At 59.5% G+C, this 14,754-nt stretch carries 14 protein-coding genes; 12 read left to right on the forward strand and 2 right to left on the reverse strand.

The window, feature by feature from the left end:
- Positions 1–17: 17 nt before the first annotated feature.
- The gene (locus tag AC5P7U_RS18255) at positions 18–1,163 is read right to left on the reverse strand and encodes a YncE family protein (RefSeq protein WP_040009068.1); all 1,146 of its coding nucleotides are present in this window, start codon (positions 1,161–1,163) and stop codon (positions 18–20) included.
- Positions 1,164–1,521: 358 nt separating this feature from the next.
- Between AC5P7U_RS18255 and AC5P7U_RS18260 the strand changes: the two genes are divergently transcribed.
- The 6 genes from AC5P7U_RS18260 (at position 1,522) to AC5P7U_RS18285 (ending at position 6,918) form a co-directional block, all read left to right on the forward strand.
- Positions 1,522–3,567 carry an McrB family protein gene (locus AC5P7U_RS18260; protein WP_414555060.1) on the forward strand — a complete coding sequence of 682 codons (2,046 nt, stop codon included), beginning with the start codon at positions 1,522–1,524 and terminating at the stop codon, positions 3,565–3,567.
- A complete protein-coding gene (locus tag AC5P7U_RS18265) occupies positions 3,564–4,871 on the forward strand; it encodes an McrC family protein (protein ID WP_414555061.1) in 1,308 nt (435 codons plus the stop codon). The genes AC5P7U_RS18260 and AC5P7U_RS18265 overlap by 4 nt, the downstream gene beginning before the upstream one ends.
- 56 nt (positions 4,872–4,927) lie before the next feature.
- Complete coding sequence (locus tag AC5P7U_RS18270; RefSeq protein ID WP_180880425.1) at positions 4,928–5,137, forward strand: hypothetical protein; 210 nt, start codon at positions 4,928–4,930, stop codon at positions 5,135–5,137.
- An 80-nt stretch (positions 5,138–5,217) separates the two neighbouring features.
- A complete protein-coding gene (locus AC5P7U_RS18275; RefSeq protein WP_414555062.1) occupies positions 5,218–5,643 on the forward strand; it encodes an energy transducer TonB in 426 nt (141 codons plus the stop codon).
- 452 nt (positions 5,644–6,095) lie between these two features.
- A complete protein-coding gene (locus tag AC5P7U_RS18280) occupies positions 6,096–6,464 on the forward strand; it encodes a hypothetical protein (RefSeq protein ID WP_414555063.1) in 369 nt (122 codons plus the stop codon).
- 100 nt (positions 6,465–6,564) lie between these two features.
- Positions 6,565–6,918 carry a hypothetical protein gene (locus AC5P7U_RS18285; RefSeq protein WP_197564274.1) on the forward strand — a complete coding sequence of 118 codons (354 nt, stop codon included), beginning with the start codon at positions 6,565–6,567 and terminating at the stop codon, positions 6,916–6,918.
- A 154-nt stretch (positions 6,919–7,072) separates the two neighbouring features.
- Here AC5P7U_RS18285 and AC5P7U_RS18290 read toward each other — a convergent pair whose 3' ends face one another.
- Positions 7,073–7,582 carry a hypothetical protein gene (locus AC5P7U_RS18290; RefSeq protein WP_197564273.1) on the reverse strand — a complete coding sequence of 170 codons (510 nt, stop codon included), beginning with the start codon at positions 7,580–7,582 and terminating at the stop codon, positions 7,073–7,075.
- A 397-nt stretch (positions 7,583–7,979) separates the two neighbouring features.
- On the opposite strand from AC5P7U_RS18290, the gene dcm reads away from it, so the two are divergent.
- The 6 genes from dcm to AC5P7U_RS18320 all read left to right on the forward strand — a co-directional run bounded on the left by dcm (position 7,980) and on the right by AC5P7U_RS18320 (position 14,697).
- A complete protein-coding gene (gene dcm, locus AC5P7U_RS18295) occupies positions 7,980–9,230 on the forward strand; it encodes a DNA (cytosine-5-)-methyltransferase (protein ID WP_197564272.1) in 1,251 nt (416 codons plus the stop codon).
- A 2-nt stretch (positions 9,231–9,232) separates the two neighbouring features.
- A complete protein-coding gene (locus tag AC5P7U_RS18300) occupies positions 9,233–9,679 on the forward strand; it encodes a DNA mismatch endonuclease Vsr (protein ID WP_197564271.1) in 447 nt (148 codons plus the stop codon).
- A 329-nt stretch (positions 9,680–10,008) separates the two neighbouring features.
- On the forward strand, positions 10,009–11,685 hold the full coding sequence (locus AC5P7U_RS18305) for a hypothetical protein (protein ID WP_197564270.1): 1,677 nt from the start codon (positions 10,009–10,011) through the stop codon (positions 11,683–11,685).
- A complete protein-coding gene (locus AC5P7U_RS18310; RefSeq protein WP_197564269.1) occupies positions 11,675–12,505 on the forward strand; it encodes a hypothetical protein in 831 nt (276 codons plus the stop codon). Before AC5P7U_RS18305 ends, AC5P7U_RS18310 begins: the two co-directional genes overlap by 11 nt.
- Complete coding sequence (locus tag AC5P7U_RS18315) at positions 12,502–13,242, forward strand: DUF6339 family protein (RefSeq protein WP_197564268.1); 741 nt, start codon at positions 12,502–12,504, stop codon at positions 13,240–13,242. The genes AC5P7U_RS18310 and AC5P7U_RS18315 overlap by 4 nt, the downstream gene beginning before the upstream one ends.
- Positions 13,243–13,311: 69 nt before the next feature.
- Complete coding sequence (locus AC5P7U_RS18320) at positions 13,312–14,697, forward strand: MvaI/BcnI family restriction endonuclease (RefSeq protein WP_197564267.1); 1,386 nt, start codon at positions 13,312–13,314, stop codon at positions 14,695–14,697.
- The last annotated feature ends 57 nt before the right edge of the window (positions 14,698–14,754 follow it).

Here is a 14,754-nt window from a genome sequence, read left to right on the forward strand (position 1 = left end):
TGGCCATTCCACATTGCTTACAACTGAATCCGCGCCACGCTCTCGTCAGCGCCCTTGTCGTCCTTCTCGCCGTTCTTGATGCTCACGAACAACACGTTGTTCTTCGCATCCAGCGCCAGGCTGTTCGGGTGGGTCGGCACCTTGTAGGTGGCCACCTTCTGGTAGCTGTCACTGTTGTACGCCGTCACCGTACCGGCTTCGCGGTTGGTCACGTACAGGCGCTTGCGCGGTGCATCCAGCAGGATGCCCAGCGGACCGGCATCGGTCGGGATGCTGGCCAGTTCCTTGCCGGTGCTGCGGTCGAGCACCAGCACGCGCTGGCCCGGGTGCTTGCTGACCAGGCCGCTGCTCTTGGCCTGGTAGCCACGCAGGAATTCCGAGCCCTGGTCGGTCACGAACAGTCGCTTGCCGGCCGGGTCCAGCGCGATGTTCATCGGCTGCTCGGCGGCGATCTTGTGCTGCGCCACCACCTTGTTCGAATCGGTACCCACCACTACCAGGTCGGCCAGCAGGTTGCTGGTGTAGACGCGCTTGTTGGCTGCATCCAGCGCCAGGCCCGGCGCCTTGGCGTTGCCCAGGCCGTCGATGGTGTTGATCACCTTCAGCGTGGTGGTATCGATCACGAACAGCACGCTGCTCACGTCCGGCTGGCTGCTGTGGCCGGTCACGTACAGGCGGTTGCCGGCGCTGTCCACCACCAGCTCGCGCAGGTCGTGGGTGTAGGCGGCCTTGCCGTCCTTGCCGGTCTTCTTCTCCATCAGCTGGATGGTGCCGATGGCCTTGTTCTGTGCGGTATCGACCACGGTCACCGACAGGTCCACGGTGTTGCCCACGTACAGGCGGTTGTGGGCGTCATCCAGCACCACGCCGAACGCCTTGCGCTCCAGCGGGATGCGGGTTTCCACGGCCAGCGTGGCCGGGTTCAGGCGCAGCACCTGGGCCGGGCCGGCGTCATCGCCGAAGCCACCGGACGAGGCCACGAACACGGCGTTCTGTTTCGGGCTGTAGGCCAGTTCGTACAGGCCCTTGGCCACGGCCTGGCGCTGCACGGCGGTGCTGGCACTGGCGGCGGGGGCGTTATCGGCGAACGCGGACGGCACGCCAAGGCTGAGCGAGACGGCAAGGGCCAGGGCGGCCGAGCGGAGAGCGGAATGAGGGAACATGCGAGCATCCTTGAAAGGGCACGGGAGGGTGTCCTGGCTCGCTGGGCCGTACTGCGACGGCCCGCTCCGGCGCGGTTTGCGCGGGGTGGGCTGGCTGGGTTGCGGGGGGAATGTTAACAGGAGACAGCGGGCGGGGGTGGTCTCCGGTACTACGCCCCCGCGCCACCCCTGCCAAACGCCCATCCGCAGCCGCGTGGTGCCAACGAGGGGGCGTTGCAGGCCCGTAAGGATGCCGAGTGGGATTCATTACCGGCGGCCCGCCCTAAAGTTCCACCCGTTGCTGCCGCCTAGCACTAGGTGCTGCAATCACTCCAAGGCGGAATGAGTCCGCCTGCATCGTCAAGGAATGGAAGGCCCGATGTCCGAATTCTTCACGCAAGAAGATTTCAACCTGCTGCAGTCGCTGCAAGGGAAGAAGTTCGATCAAACCGATGCCGCGCATGAGGCCGCGTACAAGAAGCTGCGCCAGGCCTACGATCTGACGCGGGACTGGGCAAACCGCATCAAGGCGGCGCGCTTCCCCAATGGTCGCGTCAGTATCCGTCGACGCCCCACCAACCAGGGCAACCACTTCGCAGGGTACAACTGGGCCAAGATCTATCCCGATGCTGCCTCGCCGCCTTCACTAGCCTACACCGTTGGCCTCAATGGCCATGACGGCTTCGTCGTCAAGATCGACACGGTGAAGCTGCAAGACAACAACCCCATGCGTGAGGCCTATCTGAAGTTGCGTGGTCCATTTCAGTCCTCACACATCGTCAAAATACTACCGATCGACAAGGGGCTGTCGCTTGGCATGGATGATCTGGTGGCGTGGAGTTTGAACGCTATCGCCGAGTTCGGGCTCAGCTATGACGAAGTTGCAGAGCGCATTGGTCAGCCCGACGAAGTTGAGCCGGATGCCGTGCTGAAACACTTCGATATCAACGAAGACTTCCGCACCATGCGCAAGGGTTGGAACACAGAAGAGACAGAGCAATTCTGCAGACTGGCTCGGCTGGTGCATTACTCGGGAATGGACTGGTGGTTCGCAGGTACCCACACCCATCTGCGCTTTGGCCGGAAGAACGCTGGCAGCGCGCGTGCCGTTTCGGTGGTTGGGCTGGTGACGGGTTCCCTCGCCTGCCGGGTCACCTGGCGACCTGAGTTGCCGAGCATTTCCAAGTTCGTTCGCAAGGCCATCTCTGAGAAGATGGTCGACAACATCGCGGCCGCGCTGGAGGCCGATGATGAAGCCTTGCAGGAGCTGATTCGAACCGACGAAGAGCGCGAGGGCTTCTGGCCGGCGCAGGCCAGCGATGACTCGTCGGCCACGCTTGACCTGTCGGAGGCAGACGAGAGCGATGAAGGACTGCCAGCGGTGCAGAGCGAAGTTGCGGAGATGCTTGCGTTCAATCGCATCTACTTCGGTCCGCCAGGAACCGGCAAGACATACCAACTAAAGTTCCTGTTGGATGATCAGTTCACAGCCGACGAGGACGACAAATCCGTTGCGGAAGGCGAAACCAAGCGCTACAGCTTTGTTACCTTCCACCAATCCTACGGCTACGAGGACTTCATCGAAGGGCTGCGCCCGGTCATCGAGAAAAGCGCGCAGGGACAGGTGCGCTATGAAGTTCGTCCGGGCGTGTTCCTGAAGCTCTGCGAGCGGGCTCGCAAGTATCCCGATGAAATGTTCGCCATCGTCATTGACGAGATCAATCGCGGCAACATCAGTAAGATTTTCGGCGAACTGATCACGTTGATTGAACTGGACAAGCGAACCGATATGAAGAACTGCCATTCGGTCACGCTGCCCTACTCTCAGCGGCTGTTCTCCGTTCCGCGCAATGTCAGCATCATCGGAACCATGAACACCGCGGACCGATCCCTGGCATCTCTGGATACCGCCCTTCGCCGCCGATTCGAGTTTGAGGAGGTTCTGCCCGACTCGAGGGACGAGCAAGGGGCGCCTTTGGCAGGTCTACGCGTCAACAGGGATGAAGTCTCCATCAATATCCCAAAGCTGCTCACCGCAATGAACCAACGCATTGAAGCACTTTACGATCGCGAGCATCTGATCGGTCATGCCTACTTCATGCCGTTGAAGAGTATCAAGGAAGACAGCGAGCGCATGACTGCACTGACCGCGCTGTTCGAGAAGCAGATCCTACCTTTGCTGGAAGAATACTTCTACGACGACTGGCAGAAGATTCGGCTGGTGCTTGGCGACAACCAGAAGCATTCAAGCCTGCAATTTGTGCAGGAGACCACCAACGATGACGAGGCACTGGAGCGACTGTTTGGCGCCAATGCTGCGGACGAGGGTCATGGTGCACGGCCGCGTTTCAATCGCAATCCTGATGCTCTGAGCAAGCCAGACGCCTACGTGGCCATCTACAGCACGCTGCTGGGCAACGAGTGAGCACGGCGGCCACGCTCACCCTGCACGAGTACGACGTACTCGTACCGGCATCATCGGGCACCGCGCCCGGTGGTGCGCGCGTCGTGCCCGATGGCGTTTACCGGTGGCTGGAACGGCAGTCGTTGGAGCTGATCGACGGCAAGTTGTCCCCATGGGTTCGCCGTTGCCGCCGGGGTATTCAGGTCACCAGCCACGTGGGCGTGGTTACCGCGCCAGGCGGCCTGCAGATCGAGATCCTGCCCAAGGTGGGCAAGGCGCTGGACGCCGGTGCCGGCGAGGCGCGCGGCCTGCTGCTGAGGATGCTGCGTTGCCTGCAGCAGTTCTCACACCTTCGGTTCGGCAACGCGCAGCTTGCCGCCGACAGCATGCCGCTGCTGGAGGTGTTCGTTGGCGAGTTCCTGCGTACGGTGGTGGCAGTGACCCGCAGCGGGCTTCGCGGCCAGTACCAGACACGTGAGGATGATCTGCCTGCGCTGCGCGGCAGGCTGCTCGTGGCCCAGCATCTCCGCCGCAATCTGGTACGTGCCGATCGCTTCCACACCGCCCACGATGAGTTCAGCATCGACAGGCCGGAGAACCGGCTGATCCACACGGCATTGCGAAAGGTGCTTGCCGCGACTCGCTTGACCCACCATCAGCGGCTGGCACGGGAGCTGTTGGCATTCTTCGCCGAGGTGCCGCTCAGCCACAATCCGGACCAGGACATGCAACGGGTTCAGCTGGACCGCAACATGCGCACCTATCGAGAAGCGCTGGATTGGACGCGTTTGATCCTGCAAGGGCTGTCGCCTACTTCGTCGGTAGGCACGCAGCAGGCACCTTCGCTGTTGTTCCCGATGGAGCGATTGTTCGAGGCGTACGTGGCCAGGCACTTCCAAAAGCAGCTACCGGCGCATCTTGCGCTGGATACTCAGGTCAGGCGGCATCACCTGGTGCATCACGGCGGTGCAAAGTGGTTCCAGCTCCGGCCGGACATGGTGGTGAGCCGGCAGCGGACGGACGTACTGGTGCTGGACACCAAGTGGAAGTTGCTGGATGCCGGACAGGCCAATGGCACCCACAAATACGGCTTACATCAGGATGATTTCTACCAGCTACACGCCTATGGACGCAGCTATCTGGGCGGACAGGGCATGGTTGCACTGGTCTACCCGCGCACCGACAAGCTGGATCAGCCGCTACCGGTGTTCGACTTTCCGGGGAGCGAAGGGCTGCGATTGTGGGTGCTTCCATTCTGCCTGAGGCGGGCCGAAGTGCTGCTTCCGGAGGGCTGGGAATGGCCGCAGGACAGCTTGGCTGGTTGAATCCAGCGTCTTGAGACGAAGGCAGGTCATCCTCTCCACCCAACTGGAGGATGACCATGACCCGAATCGATGCCGCATGGCTGGAAGCGTTCGACAAGGAACTGCTGTGTCTGTTCGCCATCGACCACAACGATGCCGGCATGGATGAGTTCCTGCTGGGCTGCTACGCAGACCTTCCGCCGCGCGAGGCGGCGCTTGCCTTTGGCAGCGACTATGACCTGGAGCGCGACGATGCGCTGTGGCCGCGGCCCGGCGTGCCTGTGTGAACTGTGTCCCACGGTATTCGGGGCAAGCGATGCCAGAGGATGGCCGCTATGCTGGTCGCGCACTGGAATGGAAACCACGCATGCCCCGTTTGAACGCCGCCCTGGCACTGACCTTCGTTCTGATGCTGCTGGGCGCTATGCCTGCCATGGCCATGGATACAGACCTCCGTATTTCCACGGAGGTGTTTGTAGAGGCCGGGGACAACCCAACCTTCAAGGTGCAGCAGGCGCCTGCGGTGGTGTATTCAACACCACCGGTCACGGCCGCCGACACGTTGCCGCAGTTTCCCTTGCAGGTGCTGTTGGTGGCTCAGCTGGATGAGCTGGGCCACGTGTCCAACGTGATGGTGGCGCGGTCCAGCGGGCAGCGGGAGTTTGATCGTGCGGCGCTTGATGCGGTGGATGAATGGCGCTTCGATCCGGTCGTGGTTGAGGGTGTCGCGAAGCATGTGCGGGTTCGGGTGCGGTTGATGTTCGCGCCGGAGACCGAGGCGCCGGCCGCCTAGACTGCTGGTCCAGTCTGTCGCAAGTGACCCTACCCCAGTGCCCTGGCTGGGGCGTCCCTGCGGTTGGGGCCAATAACGCCAAGCCCTTCAAGACCATTGCAGCGCAATCGTTTGCTGCCTTAACACCGTGTGCGACAATGCCGAAAGCGTCAGGACTGGCAATCGCCGGTTCTGCAGTTTCTTGGCATTTGGCTACTGCGCGGGTATCTCTTGGCGTGCCACCGGAAAAGGGTGGCGCGGGTTCGAAAGCCCGTTCAGTAACCATGTGTTTTGCGCTTGCCAGCCGGCGTCACCTTGCGTGGCGCCGGTTGGCAATCCGTTCGCGTTCAATGGCGGGCGGTGCGTGGGGGTCTTCGGACCCACCGGCTTGGTTACTGTCCGGCTTTCGAACCACGCATCGTCCGCCGCCTTTATTAGCGGCGCTGCTTTCTGTCCTTGTACGGAGCATTGCCATGAGCGCAACGAAGCTACCCGGTGTGAACACCCGACGCGATCCGGCCAACACCGATCACGAGAAAGATCCCTCCACCTATCCCCTTGGATTTGTCGCCACGCTGCATCGCATTGGTGCGGGCGCCGCTGCCGATGGGCAGCCCTGGCCCGAGCGCAACCTGAGCCTCGGGCGCAGCATGCAGATGGCCGATGCCGATTGCGCGCTCGGCGGCCTACGTGTGGTGGCGGAACTGATGCTGGCGGCGGAGCGCACGCGGCAGAACGGCACCGACGAGGAGTACGTGGGTGATCGGGTGATGGAGGGGCTGAAGATGGCGTGTGTGGCGTTGACTGTGATGGCTACTGAGCGGGTGCAGGGGCAGAAGTAGCCTAGCTGGACTTAGCCATCTGTCGCGCGATTGCTGACTCTTCACGCGTTATCGGCCAACCGTACTGTTTCTGGTCCACCTCCTATCTGCAGAGCGTCCAATGAGGCCTGTGATCTATGGCGCCGTCCTGTTGGCGGCGCTGTGTGCGGCGATCGCCAGCTGTCATGTACCCAGCGTTGGCCTGCAACTGCGGACCTTTCGGAAAGTCTCCGACGCTGAGTTTGCTGTCATGCGCGAGGAGGCCGCTCGGCTTGTGCGCGAGGGCCAGGTGCTGGACACGCGGCACCTGGGAGAGAGGTACTTCGAGGTCAGTTGCGACGGCAAGCCCGTGATGGTGGTGGACAACTCGTTGGAGCAGCTTGTGATTGTGCTGTATGCGGATAGGGAAATTGACGTTCCCTGCGTTGTGCCAGTGCTGTCGCATTGGAGTGGGCGGATTGTGCCGGAACCGTAGTGCGTATCGATTGGTCCAGAGCCGAGACCGTCACTAGCATCCGATACGACACAGCAGGGGGCTCCTCCAGGCTGATATCAACCTGGCGACTGTCTGCACGCTCTGGAGCGGCTCAACTCGACAGCTTCGCAAGCGCGACGCGAAGTCTGTGCTGTCAGATCAGTTGCGTAAACAGTGAGTCCTGGTCCTCTATGCCCCGCGCTTCGGCCGAGAGTGCACTTCCGGCAGGAGCGAGATGAGCGACTACCCTGCCGTCGCTGCTGATACCGAGGAACAGCACCCGTTCGTCGTATCCCTTCCGGTCCGGCTTTGCCACAGGCTGCAGGTGTTCTCGCGGCGCGAGGCGGCAGCCTGACAGGACACCTGAAAGTCTCACTTCGGGATATTGCGGATAGAAGATCAGCTTCGCTTCGGGAGCCCGCTCCTCTCTCGTCGTGTCCACCCAGCGCAGGTTGAGATCCGATTTTTGAATGTCTCCATCGGTGCCCTTCTCGTGTCTCCAATGCGTGGGAAGATGATAGACAGCTTCGAGAGAGTCTCCGACGTAGATCTGCTGCTTCCTGTTGTCGTTCTCCTCAAGCGGCTTGAACACGATTGTCCTCGCACCCAGTGCCTTGAAGCGCTTGACCAACTCGCCCAACGACGAAAAAACAGCCATATCCATCCTTCTTCAGTTCAATGTGAATTGACACGCAGCATCCAAGTTGCCGTATTGGTGGTTACGGCCGCAACAGCGGGACCTTTAGCACCGTGCTGTACGGTGAAAACCCCAGCGCTCACGCCCTCCACCGCCCACAAGACCTACCTCCCGGCCGGTCCATGTGTCGCTGATGCCTGCTCCAAGCCGAATCCTCACGCAGCGGTGTCGCACCGTTTGAGATCGGCAGCGGCTATGGTTCGCCCGATCTCAACGAGCCGGAGATCGCTCGCACCAGCGCGACTACTCGATGACCGGATCCAGCAGGACGGATCACTGAGTTGCGAAGAGTCACCCGCTGGAAGGACCGCTTTTCCCACGGGAAGAAATTGGACATACTGTCCCCCGAATTCCCGGAGCACCCATGAACGCGTACGAACTGATCGACCTCTCCCTCCAGCGCTTCAGCCCCAAGGAGGTCGCCCAGGCACTGGGAGTTGATCCGAAGACGGTCCGCCGCTGGCAGCTGCGCGAGACCGAACCCAAGCCCTACATCGCAGACGCCATTCGCCAGCGCCTGCTGCCCTTCGGCGAGCCGCCGTCCGGCGAAGGCCAGTTCAGATTCATCGATCTGTTCGCCGGCATCGGTGGCATCCGTACCGCTTTCGAGAAGCAGGGCGGCCGCTGCGTATTCACCAGCGAGTGGGACCCCTACGCGGTCAAGACCTACAAGGCCAATTTCCACGACGGTCCCGATCACGTCTTCGCCTCGGACATCACCAAGGTCCACGAGAACGACGTGCCGGATCACGACGTGCTCCTGGCGGGTTTCCCCTGCCAGCCGTTCTCCATCGCGGGTGTGTCCAAGAAGAACTCTCTCGGTCGTCCGCATGGTTTCTCGGACAAGACCCAGGGAACGCTGTTCTTTGACGTGGCACGCATCATCGATGCCAAGCGTCCTCGCGCTTTCCTGCTGGAAAACGTGAAGAATCTGATGAGTCACGACAAGGGTCGAACCTTCTCGACCATCATGGACGTGCTGAAGAACGAGCTTGGTTACCACGTGCATGCCAAGGTCATCAACGGCAAGCACTTCGGTCCCCAGCACCGCGAACGAATCATCATCGTGGGCTTCCGCGAAGAGACCGCCTTCACGTGGGACGACCTGCAACTGCCGGACTTCGGCATCTCGCCCCGTATGGGCTCAGTCCTGCACAAGCAGGATGGCAGCGAGGGCGAGGACCAACCCTACATCGGTGGCACGAAGGGCAAGGTACTGGACAAGTACACGCTCTCGGACAAGCTGTGGGAGTACCTGCAGAATTATGCCGCCAAGCACCGCGACAAGGGCAATGGCTTCGGCTTCGGTCTGGTGACCCCGGAAAGTACCTGCCGCACGCTCTCCGCGCGCTACTATAAGGACGGTTCGGAGATCCTCATTTCCCAAGGCCCGAAGAAGAATCCGCGCCGACTGACGCCGCGCGAGTGCGCCCGTCTGATGGGCTTTGATGACAACTTCCGGATCCCGGTATCGGACACCCGCGCCTACAAGCAGTTCGGAAACTCGGTTGTTGTTCCGGTGATCGCTGAAGTCGCCCGCATCATGGTTCCTCACCTGCTCCATAAGGCTGATTCGGAGCCTGCAAAGCCCGCTAAGAAAAAGGCCAAGGCCTGACCTTGGCAGACAGCCTCACCCCGGAGCAGCGATCCGCGCAGATGTCCCGGATCCGCGGTTCGAACACCAAGCTGGAGGTCCTTGTCCGCAAGGGCCTCCATGCCCGGGGGCTGAGGTATCGGCTGGGTGGTGCAAAGCTGCCTGGCAGGCCCGACATCGTGCTTCCGAAGTATCGGACCGTGGTGTTCGTGCATGGGTGCTTCTGGCATGGGCATGATTGCCCGCTGTACCGACTGCCGAAGACGCGCCCGGAGTTCTGGCAAGCAAAAATTGACTCGAACAAATCTCGAGACGCCCGCGTTCAGCGGGAACTCCGAGCGGCTGGGTGGAAAGTCATTGAATTCTGGGAGTGCAAGGTCCGTGGGCAGGATCAGGTCGCTATTGATCGCACATTGGATCGCCTCGCGCTTTCAATAACCGGCGCGTCAATAAGTCGTCACCGCACCTGACGACAGCCTGTCTTAGCTGGACGCGGTCGCCCCCGCGACGAACGGATACATTGCCCAGCTCATTCGCGGCTGCTTTAATTGCATCTGCGCGCTATCTTCACAGGGGCAATGGAATGACAGGCTGGAAGTTTCTACCGAACCCGGGTCTCGAAGAAGAGGGATTGGGCCACGCAGGCATTGAGACATTCAAAGGTTCTCCTTTCCCGGGCGTTGCGCGGGAATGCTCCCAGAACAGCTTGGATGCTGCGGCAAAAGGACAGGATCAGGGCGCCAGTACGGTCCACCTCGTATTCCGACTATTGGACGTTCCTGCGGGAGAAGTTCCCGGATTGAAGGATCTCGCATCCTCTGTCGGAGCCTGTCTGTCTCACGCGAAGAAAAAGAAGCGGAAGAAAGAAACTGAGTTTTTCATCCGGGCGGCTGCTCTTGTCGAACAGAAGACGTTGCCCGTTCTGTTGGTGGAAGACTATGGCACTACCGGCCTTCGGGGGCCTGCCGTTGAAGGCAGCCCATTCCACGCACTCGTCAAGTCTTCCGGTGTCAGTCAGAAGAACGTTACGGATGCAGGTGGATCATTCGGTATCGGCAAGAACGCGGCCTTTGCGATTTCCAGTCTGAGAACGGTGTTCTACTCCACTCGCTACACCGATGATCAGGGCAATGACTGCCATCTTGCTCAAGGCAAGAGCATTCTGATTTCCCACGAAGATGGGGAACCACTGAGATCGACTGGCTATTGGGGAAATGCGGATTATCAACCGGTAAGTGACGTTGAAAGTCTGCCCCAATGGCTGCGTCGAACAGAGACTGGGACTACTGTTGCGAGCATCGGCTTCGCACAGACCGACGGCTGGCAATGGCTGATCGCAGAGTCGCTTTCCAGAAACTTCTTCTCAGCCATTCGAGAGGGTGCAATACGCTTCAGTGTCATTTCACCGGAAGAAGAGGATATCGAGATCGACGCAGCGACGATCTCTGATCTCTTCGGGAACCCCCTGCTCCAGGCAGCAGCAGAGAACACAGGAAGTTCCGACGATTTGGCATTCAGCGCAGCGATGCTGGATGCTCTCTGTTCGGAGAGCTCGACTGTGACCGAGTATGAATCACCAGACTCCGGGAAGTTCACACTGACGCTTCTTCAGCGCGAAGGGCTCCCCCGCCGGCTCGGAATCCTGCGGAATGGAATGTACATTGCTGACAACCTCAGTCACTTCGGTCACCCAATGCGACGGTTCTCTCTTTCAAGAGACTTTGTCGCCGTTCTCCAGCCTGTCAATCGCGAGACCAGCGCAACTGTTCGCGACATGGAGAACCCTCGCCACGACGAGATCTCCGCAGATCGCATTGACGACGAAAAGCGTCGCAAAAAGCTCAAAACCGCGTACAAAAGGGTCGGGGCCTGGGTGCGTCAGTACATTAGAGAATCAACCACTGCAGCCGCCGAGGCGGACGTACTCCTTGATGAGATGAACCAGTTCTTTGCCAGCACGGGCGGAGAGCAACCGATTGCCGATCCCAACACCATGGACGACAACCCGGAACGGCCCACTGTAAAGAAGAGACTAACAAAGCAGCCGCCGAGCGTCGGGCAAGGTGCCAATGGAGAGTCAGGCTCCTCCGGAGGTCAGAAGCGCGGCTCTAAGGGTTCAGGTGCAACCACAGGTGACAGGAAGGGCCCTGGTCGTGGCTCCGTTGGAGGGCGCGGTGGCCGCAGCATTGCGTACACCAATCTCCGCAACTTAGTTTCGGACGAAGGCGTGACACGGACTCTTTCATTCACGCCGGAGGCTACGGCAGAAGCGGTCATTGAGCTCTCGGCAGTAGGAGTAGCCTCCGACGAAATGCTTACAATCATTGAATTGAACGACTCTCAATCTTCCCACTCACCAAAGATCAGTGCAGTAGAAGGCGCCCGGATGTCCGTGAAGATTAAGCTCTCGCGCCCCTATGCTGGCCCGATCTCGGTTGTTCTCCGCCCAATCAAGGAAGAACAAGATGCGCATTAAGGACAGCGCGAGCTTCCCGCACCCTGTGCTCTCCAGCCAGACAATGGATTACGGAGCGCTCTCACTCATGGTCGAACTGGACGTCGAGGAAAACCCGGATGCGGGGCACCTCTTCCTTAACGGAGCACTAGGTATCGATGACACCGAAGTCCTTGAACTCGTGCGACGCGGTGACGCCAGTGCTGGAGTCATGGTGACCTGCCGTGACACTTACTACGACCGTTTGCATGTCACAGGGGTGGGACAGTTCCGACTTGACCTGTCTGGTGGGAAGCTGCGCGGGAGGACGAATATCCGCGCAGTCATCGTGGCTGTCACCGACAGGATTAGGCTGGTGTCCTCGTTCATTGACGCCGAATTCCCGATGGACTCTCGATTTGCCAGCGCAGGCGACATCATCGCGAGTTCCGAGGAGGTCGCGTACGAAGTTGGAATGGAGAAGCTGGCTCCGCTGGAGTCAATCTTCCGTCTCAAGCTTCTTCCCGACGTACCGGAAGGCGAGTTCCAGATAAACCTTGAGGGAGAATCCATCGACATTCTTGCGAGTGCTGATCTCCACGGAATGCTCTCCATCGTGCGTGACAACCGAGCGCGGGATGTCCTGCTGTCATCGCTCTACCTGCCAACTCTCATGAGTGTCCTGGAGGCAATGAGGGAAGACGGTCAGTACGAAGGAAAACGGTGGCACACAGTCATGTCTGCGCGATGCGGTGCCGAAGGAATTGATATCGCAACCTGCGACTTGGGGCAGGCAGCCCAAAACCTGCTGGATAGACCCCTTCGAGCACTCGGCAAGGTGATTGAGGGAGTGAGCGCATGAGCAAGCTACTTTACGTGGGCGAGCAGGTCGCAGCCGATCTTCGGGGCTCAGTCCCTGAGAACCTTGATCGCTACCGGAATGGCGATTTTCTTGACCTGGAGTCTGCTGGCAACTGGCGGATTCCGCTGTCCGTGGACGCAGATCTCTCGGAGCTGTCCCAATTAGCGACAGACGGCAGTCCTGCCAGCGAGATCCACAACTCGCTGATTGTGGGGCACGCGCTTGGCCACATATCTCCAAGCATCGCGCGTGAGAACCGACTGTGGGTTCGAATGAGCCATGTCGAGGGCTTGGCCTACTCACGCGTACGGTGGATCTCAGACAACTCGACGGATGAGAAGTGCGCAGCCGACATCGTCAAGCACCTCTTTGCACCGACCCTCACAGCCTGCCGGGATGACCACGCAATCTCCCGCCTTTGGTGGAACTATCATATTGCGCGTCAGATCGATTCAGCGAATGTCGGATCAGTTCTGCGTCACATCCTGCACAGAGCGGACATCCGTCTCAGCTTCATCGAGCGCTCGGCAATGGCCTCTAGGCCATCGTTTTCCCGCGGTGTCGTGCGACTGCTCGCCAATGAAAAAGATCTGCTGGACGGTGAGAACCTATTCCGGGGCTTCATGAAGCAGATGAACCTCGACGGCGCGGGACTGGCCTTCGAGGTGATGCCTGAGGTAAAGATTGATGCATTGATGAAGCAGTGCCTAGATAAGGTCCGTCGCGTCACTGGCTGACGAACACGTGCAAACGGAGCGTTTGGGGTGCGCAGCATCCCCCGACCTTCTCAGATGTGAGAACTAGATATGAATCCCAAGGCGGATGAACGGGACCAGTGGCTCTACAACCTGGAGCTTGGTACAGCAGTGGCAATGCTTGTCGCAAATGGTGCGACCGAGATTTTCTACAAGGATCTTCCGCCAAATGCCAATTCGAAGAATCAGGTCTACGTGGCGCCGGATTTGTCGGACCTGAGCCGAATCCCCTCCGGCTCTGTGGTCGCACACTCTTCGTATTCAAGTAAAACTGGCCAGAACGAGTCGGTTTTTCACGCTCCCTTGGAGATGTACTGGATCACCAGCACAGGAACAGTCTCAAGGGCTCCAGAGGCTAAGCTGATTTTCTATCCCCAGTATCCGGAAGTTCGGATGTCCGGTTTTCTTAAGGGCGCGCGCTACGCGCCTTCTACGTTCTTCGACAAGGAAAAACTGGGAGCTGTGCCCGACCGAGTACTGCTTCTGGGAATTACCAGCCAACAGACGATCATGGCCATCATTTTGCCGCCCGAGAGTCCGGCAGCGAGGCAGATCAAGGCAGAGCAGCCGCACGAGGCCTACGGCGCGCTCCGCGTCCTTCCTGTTGAGTCGTCGAGCTCGGACGCAGACGACTATCTAACTCTTCTGAGGGCTCTTGCAGAAATTCATCGCTCTGGATGGCACGATTCGATTCGCTTAGATGGGCGCGGTGTAGTTGTGCCTTGCAGAGCAACCAACTGCAATGGCAATACACTAGAGGCCCTATTAGGAATTCGCTCCAACGGTATTGCGCTCCCTGACTTCCACGGTTGGGAGATCAAGGCGCGCGGCGTGACCAACTCGGAGAAGCCGGGAAGCAGCGTCGTTACGCTTTTCACACCGGAACCCGATGGAGGGACATACGTTTCAAATGGATTCGACGCCTTTATGCATGACTATGGTCACGAAGCGCAGGGGAATGATAGGCGAACTAACTTTGGCGGAATTTATAAAGTTGGGGCAGCGACGAGAGCGAACAAGAAGCTGCGCCTCGACCTTCACGGATACGATCGCCACAACCAGACGTATCGCCCGGACGGTGCAGTCGTGATGGTCAATAGCACGAATGAAGTAGCGATGTCATGGTCATTCTCCAAACTGCTGGATCATTGGAAGTCGAAGCACGCCAAAGCCGCTTTCGTTCCATCACAGATACTTCGTTCGGGTCTACCAAAGTATAGATTTGGACGGCGAATTTTGCTCGGCACCGGGGCAGAATTTGGTCGTCTTCTCACGTCTCTGGCAAATGGGAACGTTTATTACGATCCAGGCATCAAGCTCGAACACCCTGCAGAAGGAAGGGCGCGATCAAAGAAAAGGAGTCAATTCAGAGTACGAAGCAGGGACTTGGAGGCGCTTTATGCGCGTTTCACAGAGACGGACGTTATTTCGGGATGATCGAGTCTGAACTGTTCACCCAGATCCCGGAGACGCCCAGTGCCTAATTAAGGGGAA

This window comes from Stenotrophomonas sp. YJH_SMC_57 (assembly GCF_059369755.1).

Excerpts from the sequence above, each read along its gene's own strand:
- AC5P7U_RS18255 (WP_040009068.1), bottom strand. The coding sequence starts at position 1,163 with ATGTTCCCTCATTCCGCTCTCCGCTCGGCCGCCCTGGCCCTTGCCGTC.
- AC5P7U_RS18260 (WP_414555060.1), top strand. The coding sequence starts at position 1,522 with ATGTCCGAATTCTTCACGCAAGAAGATTTCAACCTGCTGCAGTCGCTG.
- AC5P7U_RS18270 (WP_180880425.1), top strand. The coding sequence starts at position 4,928 with ATGACCCGAATCGATGCCGCATGGCTGGAAGCGTTCGACAAGGAACTG.
- AC5P7U_RS18275 (WP_414555062.1), top strand. The coding sequence starts at position 5,218 with ATGCCCCGTTTGAACGCCGCCCTGGCACTGACCTTCGTTCTGATGCTG.
- AC5P7U_RS18280 (WP_414555063.1), top strand. The coding sequence starts at position 6,096 with ATGAGCGCAACGAAGCTACCCGGTGTGAACACCCGACGCGATCCGGCC.
- AC5P7U_RS18285 (WP_197564274.1), top strand. The coding sequence starts at position 6,565 with ATGAGGCCTGTGATCTATGGCGCCGTCCTGTTGGCGGCGCTGTGTGCG.
- AC5P7U_RS18290 (WP_197564273.1), bottom strand. The coding sequence starts at position 7,582 with ATGGATATGGCTGTTTTTTCGTCGTTGGGCGAGTTGGTCAAGCGCTTC.
- dcm (WP_197564272.1), top strand. The coding sequence starts at position 7,980 with ATGAACGCGTACGAACTGATCGACCTCTCCCTCCAGCGCTTCAGCCCC.
- AC5P7U_RS18310 (WP_197564269.1), top strand. The coding sequence starts at position 11,675 with ATGCGCATTAAGGACAGCGCGAGCTTCCCGCACCCTGTGCTCTCCAGC.
- AC5P7U_RS18315 (WP_197564268.1), top strand. The coding sequence starts at position 12,502 with ATGAGCAAGCTACTTTACGTGGGCGAGCAGGTCGCAGCCGATCTTCGG.
- AC5P7U_RS18320 (WP_197564267.1), top strand. The coding sequence starts at position 13,312 with ATGAATCCCAAGGCGGATGAACGGGACCAGTGGCTCTACAACCTGGAG.